Below are 15,505 nucleotides of genomic sequence, written 5' to 3'. Positions count from 1 at the left end.
GGCGCGCAGCATCCGGTAGTCCAGCAGCGTGGTCACCACCGCCAGCGCCAGCCCGATGGTGATGTTGAGCAGGTGCTTCTTCAAGAACGCCTGCGGGTCCAGGCCCGCGTCCAGCTCCCGCTGCCGGGTCGCCGACCACACGAGCGCGGTGCCGATCGCGAGCAGCATCAGCACCGCGAGGGCGAGCACCCAGTCCAGCCGGCGCAGCATCGAGTCCCTGGCGACGGCCCGCGCTGCCAGCGAGCGGCTGCGCGAGTACGAGACCGGGTAGCCGAGGGTCATGGCCCGCCGCCGCTCAGTCGCCGCAGGTCCTGCGCGGGGGGCAGGGCCATGGCCAGCCCGGCCACCGGCGTGGGCGTGGCGGGGGCGGTCGGCGTGGTCAGGGAGGCGGTGGCGGCCGCGGGCTGGCCGTAGACCGACGCCGGCGGCAGCGTGGACGGCAGGACCCCGCCAGGCAGGATCGACGCCTTGGCGTCCACCGTGTTGCCCTTCACCCCGAACAGCGCGTCGTAGATGGTCTTCACGCCGGGCCCGCTCGTCCCCGCGCCGGTGCCACCCTGGCTGACCATCATGACGACGGCGTACTTCGGGTGGTCGGCCGGCGCGTAGGAGACGAACCACGACGTGTCGTCCTTGCCGGCGACCGTTCCCGACCCGGTCTTGGCGGCCATCGCGATCGGGTAGGACGGTCCGAACACCCCGGAGCCGGTGCCTCGCAGGGCGACGCCGCGCAGGGCCTGCTGCAGGTAGGCGATGGTCGAGGCGGAGGCGGGCAGCCTACCGGCGACCTTGGGCTTGATCTCCTGAACGACCTTGCCCTCGGGGGACACGATCGCCTTGGCGACCTCCGGCGTGTACAGGGTGCCGCCGTTGGCGATCGCCGCGTACAGCCGGGCCACCTGCAGCGGGGTCACCAGCGTGTCGCCCTGACCGATGGCGACGTTGACCGCGTCACCACCGCGGTACATCCAGCCGTCGACACAGTTCTCGGCCGCGATGGCCTTCAGGTACGCCGCCTGCGCCTGGTCCTTGACCTCCGGGTAGCCGGTCTTCGCCCGGGAGCAGTAGATCGCCTTGTTCTGCTCCCAGTTGGCCTTGCGGTCCGCCCTCGAGACGACGAGTCCGGGCAGCTCTCCCGGCAGGTCGATGCCGGTCTTGCTGCCGTAGCCGGACGCCCTGGCGTCCATGACGAAGGACTCCTTGGGCTTGGCCCTGGCCTCGTCCTTCAGCCAGGTCTCGTAGCCGAGCCGGTAGAAGACCGTGTTGCAGGAGACCTCGATCGCCCTGGCGATCGCGATCGGCCCGTAGGCCTCGCTCTCGTAGTTGCGCTTGGAGGTGTTCGCGAAGGCGTAGCTCGTCGTACAGGGGTAGAGGGCGTTGAGCGAGAAGCCCTCCTGGACGGCGGCCATCGTCGAGACCACCTTGAACGTCGACGCAGGGGCGAACTGGCCGGCGATCGCCCGGGAGACGAGCGGGTAGCCCGAGGTGGGGCTGGTCAGCGCCGCGTACTCCTTGTAGCTGATCCCGCCCACCCACACGTTGGGGTCGTAGTTCGGGTAGCTGGCCATGGCCACGATCCGACCGGTGGTGACGTCCATGACGACGACGGCGCCGGAGTCCGCGGCGAACTTCTTGTGCTCGAACGTGTTGCCCTGGCGGGCCGCCATGATCCGGTCCTTCAGCGCCTGCTCGGCCACGGCCTGCACCTTGGCGTCGATGCTGGTGACCAGGTAGTTGCCGGGGACCGCGGGGGTCTCCCCCAGCGTGCCGGTCACGTTCCCGCCGAAGTCCACCGCGAGCTGCTTGACGCCGGGGGTCCCGCGCAGCTGCTCGTCGTACTCCGCCTCCAGGCCGTCGCGGCCGATCTGCTCGCTGCCGTAGAGCGGCGACGAGGAGCCCTTGGAGTCGGCCACCTCCTGGGGGTCCACCGGACCGAGGTAGCCGAGCAGGTTCGCCGCCGTGGCGCCATCCGGCTCGGGGTAGTCGCGCAGCGCCTCGAGGTCGGTGGACACCCCGGGGTAGTCCTCCCGCCGCTCCATGATCGACAAGGCGACCTCGGCGGTGACGTCCTTGGCTACCGGGATGGGCTGGAACGGGGACCCGTTCCAGCAGATCGGCGGCTTCTTCGCGCCGGGCGTCCCGCACAGTTGGATCCGCTCGTGCAGGTCGGAGTAGGTCGTGCGCAGGACCTTGGCGAGCTTGGTCAGCACCGCCACCCCGCCGTCCTTCTGCTTGTCCATGGTCGAGCGGTCGACCGTGACGACGAGCGTCGTGCGGTTGTCCACCAGCTGGCGGCCCTGGTCGTCGAGGATGAGCCCGCGCACCGGTGGGGTGACCACCTCGCGCACGACGTTGTTCTGGGCGGCGGCGCGGTACTGCTGACCCGCGGCGACCTGCAGGAACCACAGCCGGCCGAGCAGGGTGACCAGGAGTGAGAAGACGAGCACCTGCAGCACGACGAGGCGCAGACGCGAGCGGTCGCTCACTACCGGTTGCTCCCCTGGGATCGGTGGCAGTCTGGGTGGAAGGAGCCGTGGTCGGCCCGAAGGTACGACGTCCGGGTCCTCGGCGCCGTTCCCCTCGCGATGCGTCGACCAGGCGCTGTGACCGGGTTCACCTCGGCAGCCGGGCCCAGGACGGCTCGGGTTCGACGCGCCGGGCCAACGACATCACGAACGGGACGACGAACGGCGTCAGGAGGACATCGTACAGAACAGCCGTCGGCAGGCTGTCGGTCAGCGCGGACCAGGTCACCCGTGGGTCGCCCAGCAGCAGCCCCAGCAGGGCGTAGCCGAGGATGGCCGCCGCAGCCAGCCCCGCCACGACGAGGAGCGGGCGGAACGTGGACCGACCCACGGTGTCCCGGGACCGACCGGCCGCGAAGCCGACCAGGCACATGACCAGGGCCCACCGCCCGACCGTGCCGTCCGCCGGCGGCACCAGGTCGAGCAGCAGACCGGCGAAGAAGCCGGTGACGGCTCCGCTCACCGGGCCCTGCACGAGGGCCAGGCCGACCAGCACGAGCAGCAACAGGTCGGGGGTCGCGCCAGGGAGCGGGATCCGGGACAGCACAGCGGTCTGCAGCACCACCGCGGTCGACAGCAGGACCACCGCCAGCGCCGCGCGGGGGACGGTCATCGGCTCGGCGAGGCGCTGGCCGACGGTCCCGCGGAGGCGGTGGCTCCGGCGCTCCCCGATGGGCTCGCCGTGGCCGACGGCGAGGCGCTCGCTGAGGGGCCGGCCGAGGGCCGCGGCGGCAGCACCGAGTCGCGCGGGTTGGTGCGCGGCCCCTGCACGACCACCCCGACCAGGTCCAGCGACCGGACGTCGACGTAGGGCTGCAGGTCGGCCACCCGGACCAGGGTGCCCTGGGTGGGCTGCACCTTGGTCACCACCCCGATCGGCACCCCGGACACGAAGTCGGAGCCGCGGGTGACCACCCGGTCGCCGGAAGTCAGCGCCACCCGCGGGTCGAGCACCTGCAGCTGCATGGGCTGGTTGCCGCCCTGGCCGTTGGCCAGGCTCAAGGTGAGCCCGCCCTCGAGCCGGGACCCGACCGTCGACTCCCCGTCCACGAGGAGCAGCACGGTCGCCGTGCTGTTGGTGACCGACTTGACCCGGCCCACCAGCCCGTCGCCGTTGATAACCGTCATGCCAACCTTGAGACCATCCCGGCTGCCGGCGTCCAGCAGCGCCGTCCAGGCGAAGCCCTGGGCCGGGCCGACCGCGATCACCTGGGCGGGCACGATGCGGTACTGGCCGAGCCCGGCCACCTTGAGCAGCGCGTCCAGCTCGGCGGCCCGCGACTCGGCGTACTGGCTGGTCCGCAGGCGCAGGGTCAGGTCGGTGTTCTCCTTCTCCAGCTGGACCAGCCGGGCATGCTCGTCATGGCCAAGACCGCCGAAGAAGTTGCGGACCGGCTCGTACACAGCGGCCACGGCCCGCTGGACCGGGCCGAACACCGTGCCGGTGGCCGACCGGATCGCCCCGACCGGGCCGGAGTCGCCGCCGCGCACGTCCAGGGTGATCAGGGTGAACGACACGAGCAGCAGGACCGCGAGCACGATCCGGGTGCGCCGGGTGTCCCTCATGCTCCGTCCCTACGAGCAGCCGCGTACCACGGCCAACCGGCGGGCACGGTGACGTCGGACCCGATCAGTGGCGAGGCTCGGAAATCAGCACCTGCTGCAGTGCCTCGAACTCCTCCACGCACTTGCCGGAACCGAGCGCGACGCAGTCCAGCGGCCGCTCGGCGATGTGGATCGGCATTCCGGTCTCGTGCCGAAGCCGCTCGTCGAGACCCTTGAGCAGCGCGCCACCGCCGGTGAGCACGATGCCGCGGTCCATGATGTCGCCGGACAGCTCAGGCGGGCACTTGTCGAGCGTGGTCTTGACGGCGTCGACGACGGCGTTGACCGGCTCCTCCAGCGCCTTCCGGATCTCCTCGCTGGACACCACGATGGTCTTCGGCAAACCGGTGACCAGGTCGCGGCCGCGGATCTCGGCGTGCGGCTCGTCTGGCATCGGGAACGCCGAGCCGATCGCCATCTTGATCTCCTCGGCGGTGCGCTCACCGAGGAGCAGCGAGTACTCTTTCTTGACGTACTGGATGATCGCGTTGTCCAGCTCGTCGCCGCCGACCCGGATGCTCTGCGCCGTGACGATGCCGCCGAGGGAGATCACGGCGACCTCGGTGGTGCCGCCGCCGATGTCGACGACCATGTTGCCGGTCGGCTCGTGCACCGGCAGGCCCGACCCGATGGCCGCGGCCATCGGCTCCTCGATGATGTAGACCTTGCGGGCGCCCGCGGCGTAGCCGGCGTCCTTGACCGCGCGCTGCTCGACGCCGGTGATCCCGGACGGGACGCAGACGACGATACGCGGCTTGGCCAGGTGCCGGCGCTTGTGCACCTTCTGGATGAAGTAGCGCAGCATCCGCTCGGTGGTGTCGAAGTCGGCGATCACGCCGTCCTTGAGCGGCCGGATCGCGACGATGTTGCCCGGCGTGCGGCCGATCATCTTCTTCGCCTCGGCACCGACCGCGAGGATTCCGCCCGTGTTCTGGTTGATCGCCACGACGGATGGCTCATTGAGCACGATGCCCCGGCCGCGCACGTACACCAGGGTGTTGGCGGTTCCGAGGTCGACGGCCATGTCACGACCGATGAACGACATGTTGTTGGCCATGGGGAAGAACGGACCTTCCAGAAGAGAGCGACTACCGAGCACCCGCCGAGTTCCGACGCGGGCCGGGGACCTATGCTAACCGCCCCACGGCCTCCCAAACGACTCTCCCCTTCCCGCATGAAGGGTCGGGGTGGTCAGAGGGTGGGGAAGAAGAGCGCGATCTCGCGGGCCGCTGACTCCGGGGAGTCCGAGCCGTGGACGACGTTGTTCTGGACCTCGGTCGCGAAGTCACCGCGGATGCTGCCGGTGTTCGCCTTCACCGGGTCGGTTGCCCCGGCCAGCTGGCGGAACGCCTCGATCGCCCGCGGGCCCTCGACCACCATGGCCACGAGCGGCCCGGAGGTGATGAAGCTCACCAGGTCGCCGAAGAACGGCTTCTCCCGGTGCTCGGCGTAGTGGGTCTGCGCGGCCTCGGCCGTGAGGGTCCGCAGGTCCAGCGCCGCCAGGCGCAGGCCCTTGGCCTCGATCCGGTGGATGACCTCGCCGACGAGTCCGCGGTCGACGCCGTCGGGCTTGACGAGGACGAGGCTGCGCTCGGTCACGGGATTCTCCTGCTCGGTACTGCGGTGGAGGGTGGTCCTCGGGAGAGGCCGACGCGCAGCCTACCCGCCGGCCGCCGCGCGAACGGCCTCCGCCTTGTGCCCGAAGTACAGGGCGAGCCCCCACAACAGCGCGAACAGCCCGCCCATGAAGAACATCACCGGCAGCACGAACCCGGCGGCGATCACCACCACCTGCAGCAGGCTGCCGAGCAGGTACCCCGCGCGGTGGCGCAACAGCCCCGCGATGACGACGCCGGCCACGGCAGCCCCGCCGAACCACCAGCCGACCACCGCCGGGTCGGCGTCGGTCAGCGCCAGCGCCGCAGGGATGGCCAGGCCGACGACGATCGCCTCGAAGATCAGCACACTCGCACCGAGGACACGCACGGAACCAGCCTCTCAGCCGCGCAGCAGCCGCCGCACCTCGCCGGCCAGCACGACCGACCCGGCGACCAGCACCCCGGAGCCGCCCAGGGCTGCGCTGTCCTCGGCCAGCGCGACCGCCTCGGCGACCGCGTCGGCCACGCCGGGCACGACCACCACCCGGTTCTCGCCGAAGACGGCGACGGCCAGGGCACCGAGCACGTCCGGGTTCATGGCCCGGGGGGACGGCGGCCGCGTGACCACCACCTCGCTGAGCACCGGCTCCAGCGCGTCCAAGATGCCCCGCGCGTCCTTGTCGGACAGCACGCCCACCACGCCGACCAGCCGGTCGAAGGTGAACGAGTCGGTCACCGCGTCGGCCAGCGCCGCGGCGCCGGCCGGGTTGTGGGCCGCGTCGATCAGCACCGTGGGTGACCGGCGGACCACCTCGAGCCGCCCGGGCGAGCGGACCCCGGCGAACGCCGTCCGCACCAGATCGGGGTCCAGCGACTCGCCGCCGCCGCCGAGCAGGCCCTCCGCCGCGGCCAGAGCCACGGCCGCGTTGTGCGCCTGGTGCGCGCCCAGCAGCGATGTGAAGACCTCGTCGTAGACCCCGCCCAGGCCACGCAGGGTCAGCAGCTGGCCGCCCACGGCCACGCTGCGGGTGGCGACGCCGAACTCCAGGCCCTCCCGCGCGACCGTGGCTCCGACCTCCGCGCACCGGCGCACCAGCACCTCCGCCGCCTCCAGCGGCTGCTGCGCCACGATGGCGAGCGAACCGGGCTTGATGATCCCGGCCTTCTCCCCCGCGATGGCGGCGAGGGTGTCCCCCAGGTAGGCCTGGTGGTCCAGCCCGATCGGCGTGACCACGGCGACCTGCGCGTCGACCAGGTTGGTGGCGTCCCAGGTCCCGCCTAGGCCGACCTCGACAACGGCGACGTCCACCGGGGCCTCCGCGAAGGTCGCGTACGCCATCGCGGTCAGCACCTCGAAGAACGACAGGGGATGCTCGTGCCGCGCGTCCACGATCTCCAGGTACGGCGCCAGATCCTCGTAGGCGGCCGCGAGCGCCTCGTCGTCGAGCGCCTCGCCGTCCACGACGATCCGCTCGGCCACCCGTTCCAGGTGCGGGCTGGTGTACAGGCCGGTGCGCAGCCCGGCGGCCCGGACCAGCGCCTCGATCATCCGAGAGGTCGACGTCTTGCCGTTCGTGCCAGCCACCAAGATCACCGGGTAGGCCGTGTGCGGGTCGCCCAGCACACCCAGCAGGTCCTGGATCCGGTCCAGCGACGGGTCCAGCTGGGACTCCGGCCAGCGGCGCAGCAGCTCGGCCTCGACCTCAGCGGGAGTCACGGGCGGCGAGTGTACGCGCGCGGCTCTCCTAGGATGTCGGTTCATGGAGCAGCCCCGACCGCAGTCCCTTCCGCAGCCCCCGGAGAAGCCGTCCATCGACGGCATCGAGGAGAAGTGGGCCGCGGTATGGCAGGAGCAGGGCACCTACCGATTCGATCGCAGCAAGGAGCGATCGGAGGTCTACGCGATCGACACCCCGCCGCCCACCGCGAGCGGCTCGCTGCACGTCGGCCATGCGTTCTCCTACACCCACACCGACACGGTGGCGCGCTACCAGCGGATGCGGGGCAAAGAGGTCTTCTACCCGATGGGGTGGGACGACAACGGGCTGCCCACTGAGCGCCGGGTGCAGAACTACTTCGGCGTGCGCTGCGACCCGTCGGTCCCGTTCGACCCGGACTTCGCGCCGCCCGCCGAGCCGGGCAAGCAGCAGATCCCGATCTCCCGGCGCAACTTCGTCGACCTGTGCCTGAAGCAGACGATCGAGGACGAGCAGGTCTTCGAGCGGGTCTGGCGCCGGCTCGGGCTGTCGGTGGACTGGTCGATGACCTACCAGACCATCGACGCGAACTCGCAGGCCGCCTCGCAGCGGGCGTTCCTGCGCAACCTGGCCCGTGGCGAGGCCTACCAGTCCGAGGCCCCCACCCTTTGGGACGTCACCTTCCGCACCGCCGTCGCCCAGGCCGAGCTCGAGGACCGGGAGCGCCCCGGCGCCTACCACCTGCTCACCTTTCACCTGCCGGACGGCGGTGTCGTGGAGATCGACACCACCCGTCCCGAGCTGCTGCCCGCCTGCGTCGCGCTGGTGGCCCACCCGGACGACGAGCGCTACCAGTCGTTGTTCGGCAGCACCGTGCGCACCCCCCTGTTCGGCGTCGACGTGCCCGTCGTCGCGCACCATCTCGCGGAGCCCGATAAGGGCAGCGGCATCGCCATGATCTGCACCTTCGGTGACATCACCGACGTCACCTGGTGGCGGGAGCTGCAGCTGCCGACCCGGGCGGTCATCGGCTGGGACGGCCGGCTGCTCGCCGACCCGCCGTCCGGCCTGGACTCCGAGGGGGCCCGCACGGCCTACGCCCGGCTGGCCGGGTCGACCGTGCACACCGCCCGCGAGACCGTGGTCACGATGCTGCACGAGTCCGGCGAGCTGGTCGGCGAGCCGCGGCCGATCACGCACGCGGTCAAGTTCTTCGAGAAGGGCGACCGCCCGCTGGAGATCGTGTCCACCCGCCAGTGGTACCTGCGCAACGGCGGCCGGGACGCCTTCCTGCGCGACGAGCTGCTCGAGCGTGGTGCCGAGCTGCGCTGGCACCCGGGGTACATGCAGCACCGGTTCGAGAACTGGGTCGAGGGGCTCAACGGCGACTGGCTGGTCAGCCGGCAGCGGTTCTTCGGCGTCCCGTTCCCGGTCTGGTACCCGCTGGACGCCGACGGCGAGCCGCTGTACGACCGCGCGATCCTGCCGGACGAGTCCGCGCTGCCAGTCGACCCCAGCAGCCACGTCCCGCCCGGCTACACCGAGGAGCAGCGCGGCGTCCCCGGCGGCTTCATCGGCGACCCGGACATCATGGACACCTGGGCGACGTCGTCCCTGACCCCGCAGATCGCCGGCGGGTGGGAGCGCGACCCCGACCTGTTCGCCCGGGTCTTCCCCATGGACCTGCGCCCGCAGGCGCACGACATCATCCGGACCTGGCTGTTCTCCTCGGTGGTGCGCTCGCACCTGGAGCTGGACTGCCTGCCCTGGACCAACGCCACCATCTCCGGGTTCATCCTCGACCCGGACCGCAAGAAGATGGCCAAGTCAAAGGGCAACGTGGTCACGCCCATCGACCTGCTCGACGAGCACGGCTCGGACGCCGTCCGGTACTGGGCGGCCAGCGGCCGGCCCGGCACCGACACGGCCTTCGACGTCGGCCAGATGAAGATCGGCCGACGGCTGGCCATCAAGATCCTCAACGCCAGCAAGTTCGTGCTCGGCGTCGGTGCCAGGGCCGAGCTCGCCTTCGACGCCGCCGCGATCACTGAGCCGCTCGACCGGGCCCTGCTGGCCGAGCTGGCCGGCGTGGTCGAGCGGGCCACGGCCGCCTTCGACGGCTACGACTACACCCGGGCTCTGGACGCCGCCGAGACGTTCTTCTGGACGTTCACCGACGACTACCTCGAGCTGGTCAAGGACCGCGCCTACGCCAGCCGCGGCGAGCCGGGCGCCCGCTCCGCGCAGGCCACCTTGGCCACGGCGCTCTCGGTGCAGCTGCGGCTGTTCGCACCGTTCCTCCCCTTCGTCGCCGAGGAGGTCTGGTCGTGGTGGCAGACCGGGTCGGTGCACCGCTCCGCTTGGCCGGACGCGACCGACCTGCAGCTGCTCGCGGGCGCGGCCGACTCTGCGCTGCTCTCCGACGTCGGCGCCGTGCTCTCCAACGTCCGCAAGGCGAAGTCGGAGGCGAAGACGTCCATGCGGGCCGAGGTGGAGCGCGCCGTGGTGCGCGGGCCCGCCGAGGCGCTGGACCGGATCGGCCTGGCTGCCGACGACCTGCGCGGGGCCGGCCGGATCGATGCCCTCGCGTTCGAACCAGGGGCTGAGGGGGTCAGCGTCGAGGTCGTGCTGGCGCCGCCGGCCGCGTCCTAGCTGGTCAAGACGCCGGCTCGGCCACCTCGCGGTGCCGCAGCCGCCACCAGCCCGGCGCCGAACACCATCGGCACCAGCTGGACGCAGACCCACCACACGATCAGGCCGGCGACCAGCTCGGAGGCGTTGGCTGGGCTTCGGTGCGCGATGAACGTGATCACGGTCGCTTCCATCACCTCCGGCGGGACCCCGACGAATCGCGGCGAGAGCACCAGCAGGCTCGCCTCGAGGGCGAGCTCCAAACGAAGCAGCCGCCACGTCGGCCCTCAGGGGAATGCATGGTCCCCCGCGGCGTGGTCACCTGCTGTTCAGGCGGACTTCTCCCGGCGCTCACGCTTGGGTGCCTCGCGGGGAACCAGCGTCGGGTTGACGTGCTCGAGCACGACCTCGCGGTTGACCACCACCCGGGCGACGTCCTCGCGGGAGGGCACCTCGTACATCACGGAGAGGAGTACCTCCTCCATGATCGCCCGCAGTCCGCGGGCCCCGGTGCCGCGCAGGATGGCCAGGTCGGCGATCGCCTCGAGGGCGTCCTCGGTGAACTCCAGCTCGACGCCGTCCAGCTCGAACAGCCGGTTGTACTGCCGGACGAGTGCGTTCTTCGGCTCGGTGAGGATCCGGATCAGCGCCTCGTGGTCGAGGTTCTCCACGCTGGTGATGACCGGCAGCCGGCCGACGAACTCGGGGATCATGCCGAACTTCAGCAGGTCCTCGGGCATCACGTCGCCGAAGGAGTTGGCCGGCTTGTCGTCGGCGCCGCGCAGCTGGGCACCGAAGCCGATCCCCTTCTTGCCCACCCGGCTCGCGATGATCTTGTCGAGACCGGCGAACGCCCCGCCCACGATGAACAGCACGTTGGTGGTGTCGATCTGGATGAACTCCTGGTGCGGGTGCTTGCGCCCGCCCTGCGGCGGCACGGACGCGGTGGTGCCCTCGAGGATCTTCAGCAGCGCCTGCTGGACCCCTTCGCCGGAGACGTCCCGGGTGATCGACGGGTTCTCGCTCTTGCGGGCGATCTTGTCGACCTCGTCGATGTAGATGATCCCGGTCTCGGCCTTCTTGACGTCGTAGTCGGCCGCCTGGATCAGCTTGAGCAGGATGTTCTCGACGTCCTCACCAACGTAGCCCGCCTCGGTGAGCGCGGTGGCGTCGGCGATGGCGAACGGCACGTTGAGCATCCGGGCGAGGGTCTGCGCCAGCAGCGTCTTGCCACAGCCGGTGGGCCCCAGCAGCAAGATGTTGGACTTGGTGAGCTCGACCTGCTCCTCACGGCTGCGGGACTCCGAGCCAGCCTGCACCCGCTTGTAGTGGTTGTAGACGGCGACCGAGAGGGCCTTCTTCGCGGAGTCCTGGCCGATAACGTACTGGTCGAGGAACTCGTAGATCTCGCGCGGCTTCGGCAGGTCGTCCCACTGCAGGTCGGAGGACTCGGAGAGCTCCTCCTCGATGATCTCGTTGCACAGGTCGATGCACTCGTCGCAGATGTACACGCCGGGTCCGGCAATGAGCTTCTTGACCTGCTTTTGGCTCTTCCCGCAGAAAGAGCACTTGAGCAAGTCACCACCGTCGCCGATGCGTGCCACGGGTTGTGTCCCCTTCGCCGAGTGGAGCGAGTCGAAACGACGGTACCCCGGGGCCCCGGCGTGGCGCCCCCCATTGACCGGGCGCGTCGTGGCTGTCCGCTGTCAGCGGACAGCCCGCCGCCGGCGTCCCACCGGCCGCTCCAGCCCCCCGAAACGCACCCAGATCACGTTTACCGGTCGCAGAGCGCCCCGGAAGGGCCGATCCGTACCGCCGACGGTGATCTTGGCTGGGGTGGTGCTGGACGGCGGCTTCAGGACGAGAGCGCCGACGCCTTCCGCGAGTTGATCACCTGGTCGATGATCCCGTAGGCGACGGAGTCCTCGGCCGTGAGAATCTTGTCGCGCTCGATGTCCTGGCGGACCAGGTCCACGTCGCGGCCGGTGTGCTGGGCGATGATCCCCTCCATCTCGGAGCGCATCCGCAGGATCTCGTTAGCCTGGATCTCGATGTCCGAGCCCTGGCCGCCACCCTCGGTGGACGGCTGGTGGATCAGCACCCGCGAGTGCGGCAGCGCGAACCGCTTGCCCGGCGTCCCAGCGGCCAGCAGGACGGCGGCCGCGGACGCGGCCTGGCCGAGGCAGACCGTGGAGATGTCCGGCTTGACGAACTGCATCGTGTCGTAGATCGCCGTCATGGCCGTGTACGAGCCGCCGGGGCTGTTGATGTAGATGGAGATGTCCCGGTCCGGGTCCATCGACTCCAGGCACAGCAGCTGAGCCATGATGTCGTCGGCGACCTCGTCGTAGATCGGGATCCCCAGGAAGATGATCCGCTCGTCGAACAGCTTGGTGTACGGGTCCCACTGGCGCTCGCCGTTGGCGGTGCGCTCGATGAACTTGGGGATGATCCGGCTCTGCGGGTTCGGCAGCGGGGTGCTGGCGTGCGGGGCGTTCATGAAGTCCTCCGGGACGTCGTTGCGGTACGGCCGGCGTGTGCCGAAGGTGGTCACGCGGTGCCGCCGGAGCCGGACACCTGGCCGGCGGAGCGGACGACCTTGTCGACGAAGCCGTAGTCGAGGGCCTCGTCGGCGGTGAACCAGCGGTCGCGGTCGGAGTCCTTCTGGATCTGGTCGACCGGCTGACCGGTGTGCTGAGCGATGAGCTCGGCCATCTTGTTCTTGGTGTAGAGCATCTGCTCGGCCTGGATGCGGATGTCCGACGCCGTCCCGCCGATGCCACCCGAGGGCTGGTGCATCATGATCCGCGCGTGCGGCAGGGCGTAGCGCTTGCCAGCCGCGCCTGCGCAGAGCAGGAACTGGCCCATCGATGCCGCCAGGCCCATGGCCACGGTCGCGACGTCGTTCTTGACGAACTGCATCGTGTCGTAGATCGCCATTCCGGCCGACACCGACCCGCCCGGCGAGTTGATGTATAGGTAGATGTCCTTCTCCGGGTCCTCCGCCGCGAGCAGGAGCATCTGGGCGCAGATCGCATTGGCCATCTGGTCCTCGACGACCGAGCCTAGGAAGATGATCCGCTCGCGGAGCAACCGCTGGTAGACCGAGTCGTCGAGACCGGCGGCGCCGCCCGGTTGCGGCGACCGCAAGGTCGACACGGTCAGGCCCGGACCCTCGAACGGGGACATCGGTTGCGTCACGGAGCTCCACCTTCCTCACACGGTGCCCTGCGGTGACCCGCGGGTGTATCGGACCCTAACGCGAGGCGCCCCCCCTGCCATCCGCAGGAGGGGCGCTGTTCGCTGACGGGGTAACGAGCGGCTCGGTCAGCCCTCGTCATCTCCCTCGCTCTCGACCTCGTCGGCGTCGTCGGCGTCGTCCGCCTCGTCAATGGCCTCGGCCGGCTCGGCGCCGACGCCGACGCCGACGCCGAGGGCGGCCAGGTCGACCTCGTTGCCGGACTCGTCCGTCACGGTCGCCCGCTCGAGGATGACGGCGAGCGCCTTGGCCCGCACGACCTCGCCGACGACCGCGGGCACCTGTCCTGCGTTGACGATCTCCTGGGCGAACTGGTCCGGAGTCATGCCGTACTGCTGGGCGTTCGCGACGATGTACTCGCTCAGCTCGCCCTCGCCGACGGACAGCTCCTCTTTGACCGCCACGTCGTCCAGGACGAACTGCGCGGCCAGCCCCTCACGGACCTGCTTGTCGTACTCGGCGTGGTGCTCATCGTCCCCGTGGCCGTCCTGGAAGTGGCTCTCGATCTGGGCCTGGACCAGGGCCTCGGGCAGCGGCACCTCGACGAGGGACAGCAGCTTCTGCAGCGCCCGGTCGCGGGCCTGGATGCCCTGCTGGACCTTCTTGTAGTCGGCCAGCCGCCGCCGTAGGTCGTCCTTGAGCTCGTCCAGGGTGTCGAACTCGCTGGCCAGCTGGGCGAAGTCGTCGTCCAGGTCCGGCATGTTGCGCACCTTGACCGCGGTGACGGTCACCTCGACGTCGACGTCCGCGTCAGCGTGGTCGCCGGCACGCAGCCGGTCGTTGAAGGTGGCCGACTCCCCCGCCGACAGGCCGACGATGGCGGCGTCCAGGCCCTCGAGCAGCGTGCCACTGCCGACCTCGTAGGACATCCCGGACGCGGTGGCGTCCTCGACCGCGTGCCCGTCGTGGGTCGCGGACAGGTCGATGGTCACGAAGTCGAAGTCCTCGACCGGCCGCTCGACGAGGGTGAGCGACGCGAATCGGGCAGCCAGGCTGGTCAGCTGCTCGTCGACGTCGGCGTCGGTGACCTCAGCGTCGTCGACGGTGACCTCGAGCCCGTCGTAGTCCGGCAGCTCGATCTGCGGCCGGATGTCCACCTCGGCGGTGAAGGTGAGCTGCTCGCCGTCGGCGAAATCGGTGACGTCGACGTCGGGCTGTCCGAGGGCCTTGACCCCGTGCTCCTGCGCGGCCGCGTTGTACGCCTTGGGCAGGTGCTCGTTGACCGCTTCGTCGAGGACCGCCCCGCGGCCGACCCGCTGGTCGATGATCGCTGCCGGGACCTTGCCCTTGCGGAACCCGGGGATGTTGACCTGGCCGGCGATCCGCCGGTAGGCGGCGTCCAGGCTCGGCTTGAGCTCGTCGAAGGGGACCTCGACGGTCAGCTTGACCCGGGTCGGGGTCAGGGTCTCGACAGCGCTCTTCACGGTCGTACGTCTCCTCGGACTCGGTGCAGGACGGGCCGCCAACCGGGCTGACGGCGATGCGACGGGTTGGTCGGGGCGGGGAGACTCGAACTCCCGATCTCCTGCCCCCAAAGCAGGCGCGCTAGCCACTACGCTACGCCCCGCAGCGCACCCCTTACTCTAGAGGACGCTGGCGCAGCCCGATGACGGGTGTGCGCGCCTGCGCGGGTGTAGCTCAATGGCAGAGCCCCAGCCTTCCAAGCTGGCCATGCCGGTTCGATCCCGGTCACCCGCTCCACCGGATCTCGGCTCGCCTAGCCGGGATCCGTTGCCGCACAGAGCATTTGGCCGAGTGATCTGACATCGCAAATGTCGACAAAGACGCGGAAACAGCCCCAGCCCTCAGGCTGGTGATGTCAGTTCTCAAGGCAGTCGCGCTTGCCTTCCAACGGGATTCTCCAGGCGCTGCTCCGGACGTCGGAACCCGCGATTCCCCATGCTGCACAGGTTTGATCACTCACAGGTCCGCCTCCGCCGAGACCCACAATTGCCACGGCGGCCTCCAGTCGGGCTATCGGTCCGTCCTCGAACGGCAACGGCTGGCAGCTTGGGACGCAAGCACGCACCGATGAGAAAACGTGTCCCGTGAGTCCTTGTCGTGTCCCTAGGGACCACGAACTCGCTGGATTTCACACACGAGGCGGGCGACGCGCGCTGAGATGGTGGACACGCACGCCGCTATAGCGGAGATCTCCGTGTCGACGAGGCCGCCCAGAACGCGTCACCC

Annotated in this window: 14 protein-coding genes and 2 tRNA genes; 2 read left to right on the top strand and 14 right to left on the bottom strand. The window is 70.2% G+C overall.

The window, feature by feature from the left end; all coding sequences use genetic code 11:
• The 8 genes from VIM19_21180 to VIM19_21145 all read right to left on the bottom strand — a co-directional run.
• Window positions 1–282 (bottom strand): rod shape-determining protein RodA (locus tag VIM19_21180; protein ID HEY5187345.1); only part of this gene is annotated, 282 nt, incomplete at its 3' end.
• The gene (gene mrdA, locus VIM19_21175) at window positions 279–2,486 is read right to left on the bottom strand and encodes a penicillin-binding protein 2 (GenBank protein ID HEY5187344.1); all 2,208 of its coding nucleotides are present in this window, start codon (window positions 2,484–2,486) and stop codon (window positions 279–281) included. The genes VIM19_21180 and mrdA, both read right to left, overlap by 4 nt.
• 127 nt (window positions 2,487–2,613) lie before the next feature.
• Window positions 2,614–3,138, bottom strand: coding sequence for a rod shape-determining protein MreD (gene mreD / locus VIM19_21170; protein HEY5187343.1), 525 nt, complete (start codon window positions 3,136–3,138; stop codon window positions 2,614–2,616).
• Entirely contained in the window at window positions 3,135–4,091 is a 957-nt protein-coding gene (gene mreC, locus VIM19_21165; protein ID HEY5187342.1) for a rod shape-determining protein MreC, read from the bottom strand. Before mreC ends, mreD begins: the two co-directional genes overlap by 4 nt.
• Before the next feature lie 64 nt (window positions 4,092–4,155).
• Window positions 4,156–5,187: a rod shape-determining protein gene (locus tag VIM19_21160; protein HEY5187341.1), complete on the bottom strand. Its 1,032-nt coding sequence runs from the start codon at window positions 5,185–5,187 to the stop codon at window positions 4,156–4,158.
• 134 nt (window positions 5,188–5,321) lie between these two features.
• Window positions 5,322–5,729 carry a nucleoside-diphosphate kinase gene (gene ndk / locus VIM19_21155; protein ID HEY5187340.1) on the bottom strand — a complete coding sequence of 136 codons (408 nt, stop codon included), beginning with the start codon at window positions 5,727–5,729 and terminating at the stop codon, window positions 5,322–5,324.
• Between the two features lie 60 nt (window positions 5,730–5,789).
• On the bottom strand, window positions 5,790–6,116 hold the full coding sequence (locus tag VIM19_21150; protein ID HEY5187339.1) for a DUF4233 domain-containing protein: 327 nt from the start codon (window positions 6,114–6,116) through the stop codon (window positions 5,790–5,792).
• 12 nt (window positions 6,117–6,128) lie between these two features.
• A complete protein-coding gene (locus VIM19_21145; protein ID HEY5187338.1) occupies window positions 6,129–7,445 on the bottom strand; it encodes a folylpolyglutamate synthase/dihydrofolate synthase family protein in 1,317 nt (438 codons plus the stop codon).
• Between the two features lie 43 nt (window positions 7,446–7,488).
• Here VIM19_21145 and valS point away from each other — a divergent pair, with 43 nt between their 5' ends.
• Window positions 7,489–10,077 carry a valine--tRNA ligase gene (gene valS / locus VIM19_21140; GenBank protein HEY5187337.1) on the top strand — a complete coding sequence of 863 codons (2,589 nt, stop codon included), beginning with the start codon at window positions 7,489–7,491 and terminating at the stop codon, window positions 10,075–10,077.
• Here valS and VIM19_21135 read toward each other — a convergent pair.
• The 6 genes from VIM19_21135 to VIM19_21110 form a co-directional block, all read right to left on the bottom strand.
• The gene (locus tag VIM19_21135; protein ID HEY5187336.1) at window positions 10,074–10,319 is read right to left on the bottom strand and encodes a hypothetical protein; all 246 of its coding nucleotides are present in this window, start codon (window positions 10,317–10,319) and stop codon (window positions 10,074–10,076) included. The genes valS and VIM19_21135 overlap by 4 nt on opposite strands.
• Before the next feature lie 66 nt (window positions 10,320–10,385).
• A complete protein-coding gene (clpX, locus tag VIM19_21130) occupies window positions 10,386–11,660 on the bottom strand; it encodes an ATP-dependent Clp protease ATP-binding subunit ClpX (GenBank protein HEY5187335.1) in 1,275 nt (424 codons plus the stop codon).
• Window positions 11,661–11,911: 251 nt separating this feature from the next.
• On the bottom strand, window positions 11,912–12,556 hold the full coding sequence (locus VIM19_21125) for an ATP-dependent Clp protease proteolytic subunit (GenBank protein HEY5187334.1): 645 nt from the start codon (window positions 12,554–12,556) through the stop codon (window positions 11,912–11,914).
• A gap of 50 nt (window positions 12,557–12,606) precedes the next feature.
• Window positions 12,607–13,245 (bottom strand): ATP-dependent Clp protease proteolytic subunit, encoded by a 639-nt coding sequence (locus tag VIM19_21120; protein ID HEY5187333.1) that lies wholly within the window; start codon window positions 13,243–13,245, stop codon window positions 12,607–12,609.
• A 138-nt stretch (window positions 13,246–13,383) separates the two neighbouring features.
• On the bottom strand, window positions 13,384–14,739 hold the full coding sequence (gene tig / locus VIM19_21115; GenBank protein ID HEY5187332.1) for a trigger factor: 1,356 nt from the start codon (window positions 14,737–14,739) through the stop codon (window positions 13,384–13,386).
• 67 nt (window positions 14,740–14,806) lie between these two features.
• Window positions 14,807–14,882 (bottom strand) — tRNA-Pro (locus VIM19_21110).
• A gap of 60 nt (window positions 14,883–14,942) precedes the next feature.
• Here VIM19_21110 and VIM19_21105 point away from each other — a divergent pair.
• Window positions 14,943–15,016: transfer RNA gene (locus VIM19_21105), tRNA-Gly, on the top strand.
• Window positions 15,017–15,505 lie beyond the last annotated feature (489 nt).

It is taken from the genome of Actinomycetes bacterium (assembly GCA_036510875.1).
GTDB lineage: Bacteria > Actinomycetota > Actinomycetes > Prado026 > Prado026 > DATCDE01.
Note: the sequence above shows the minus strand (reverse complement) of the source record. Positions and strands in the feature narration are given on the sequence as shown.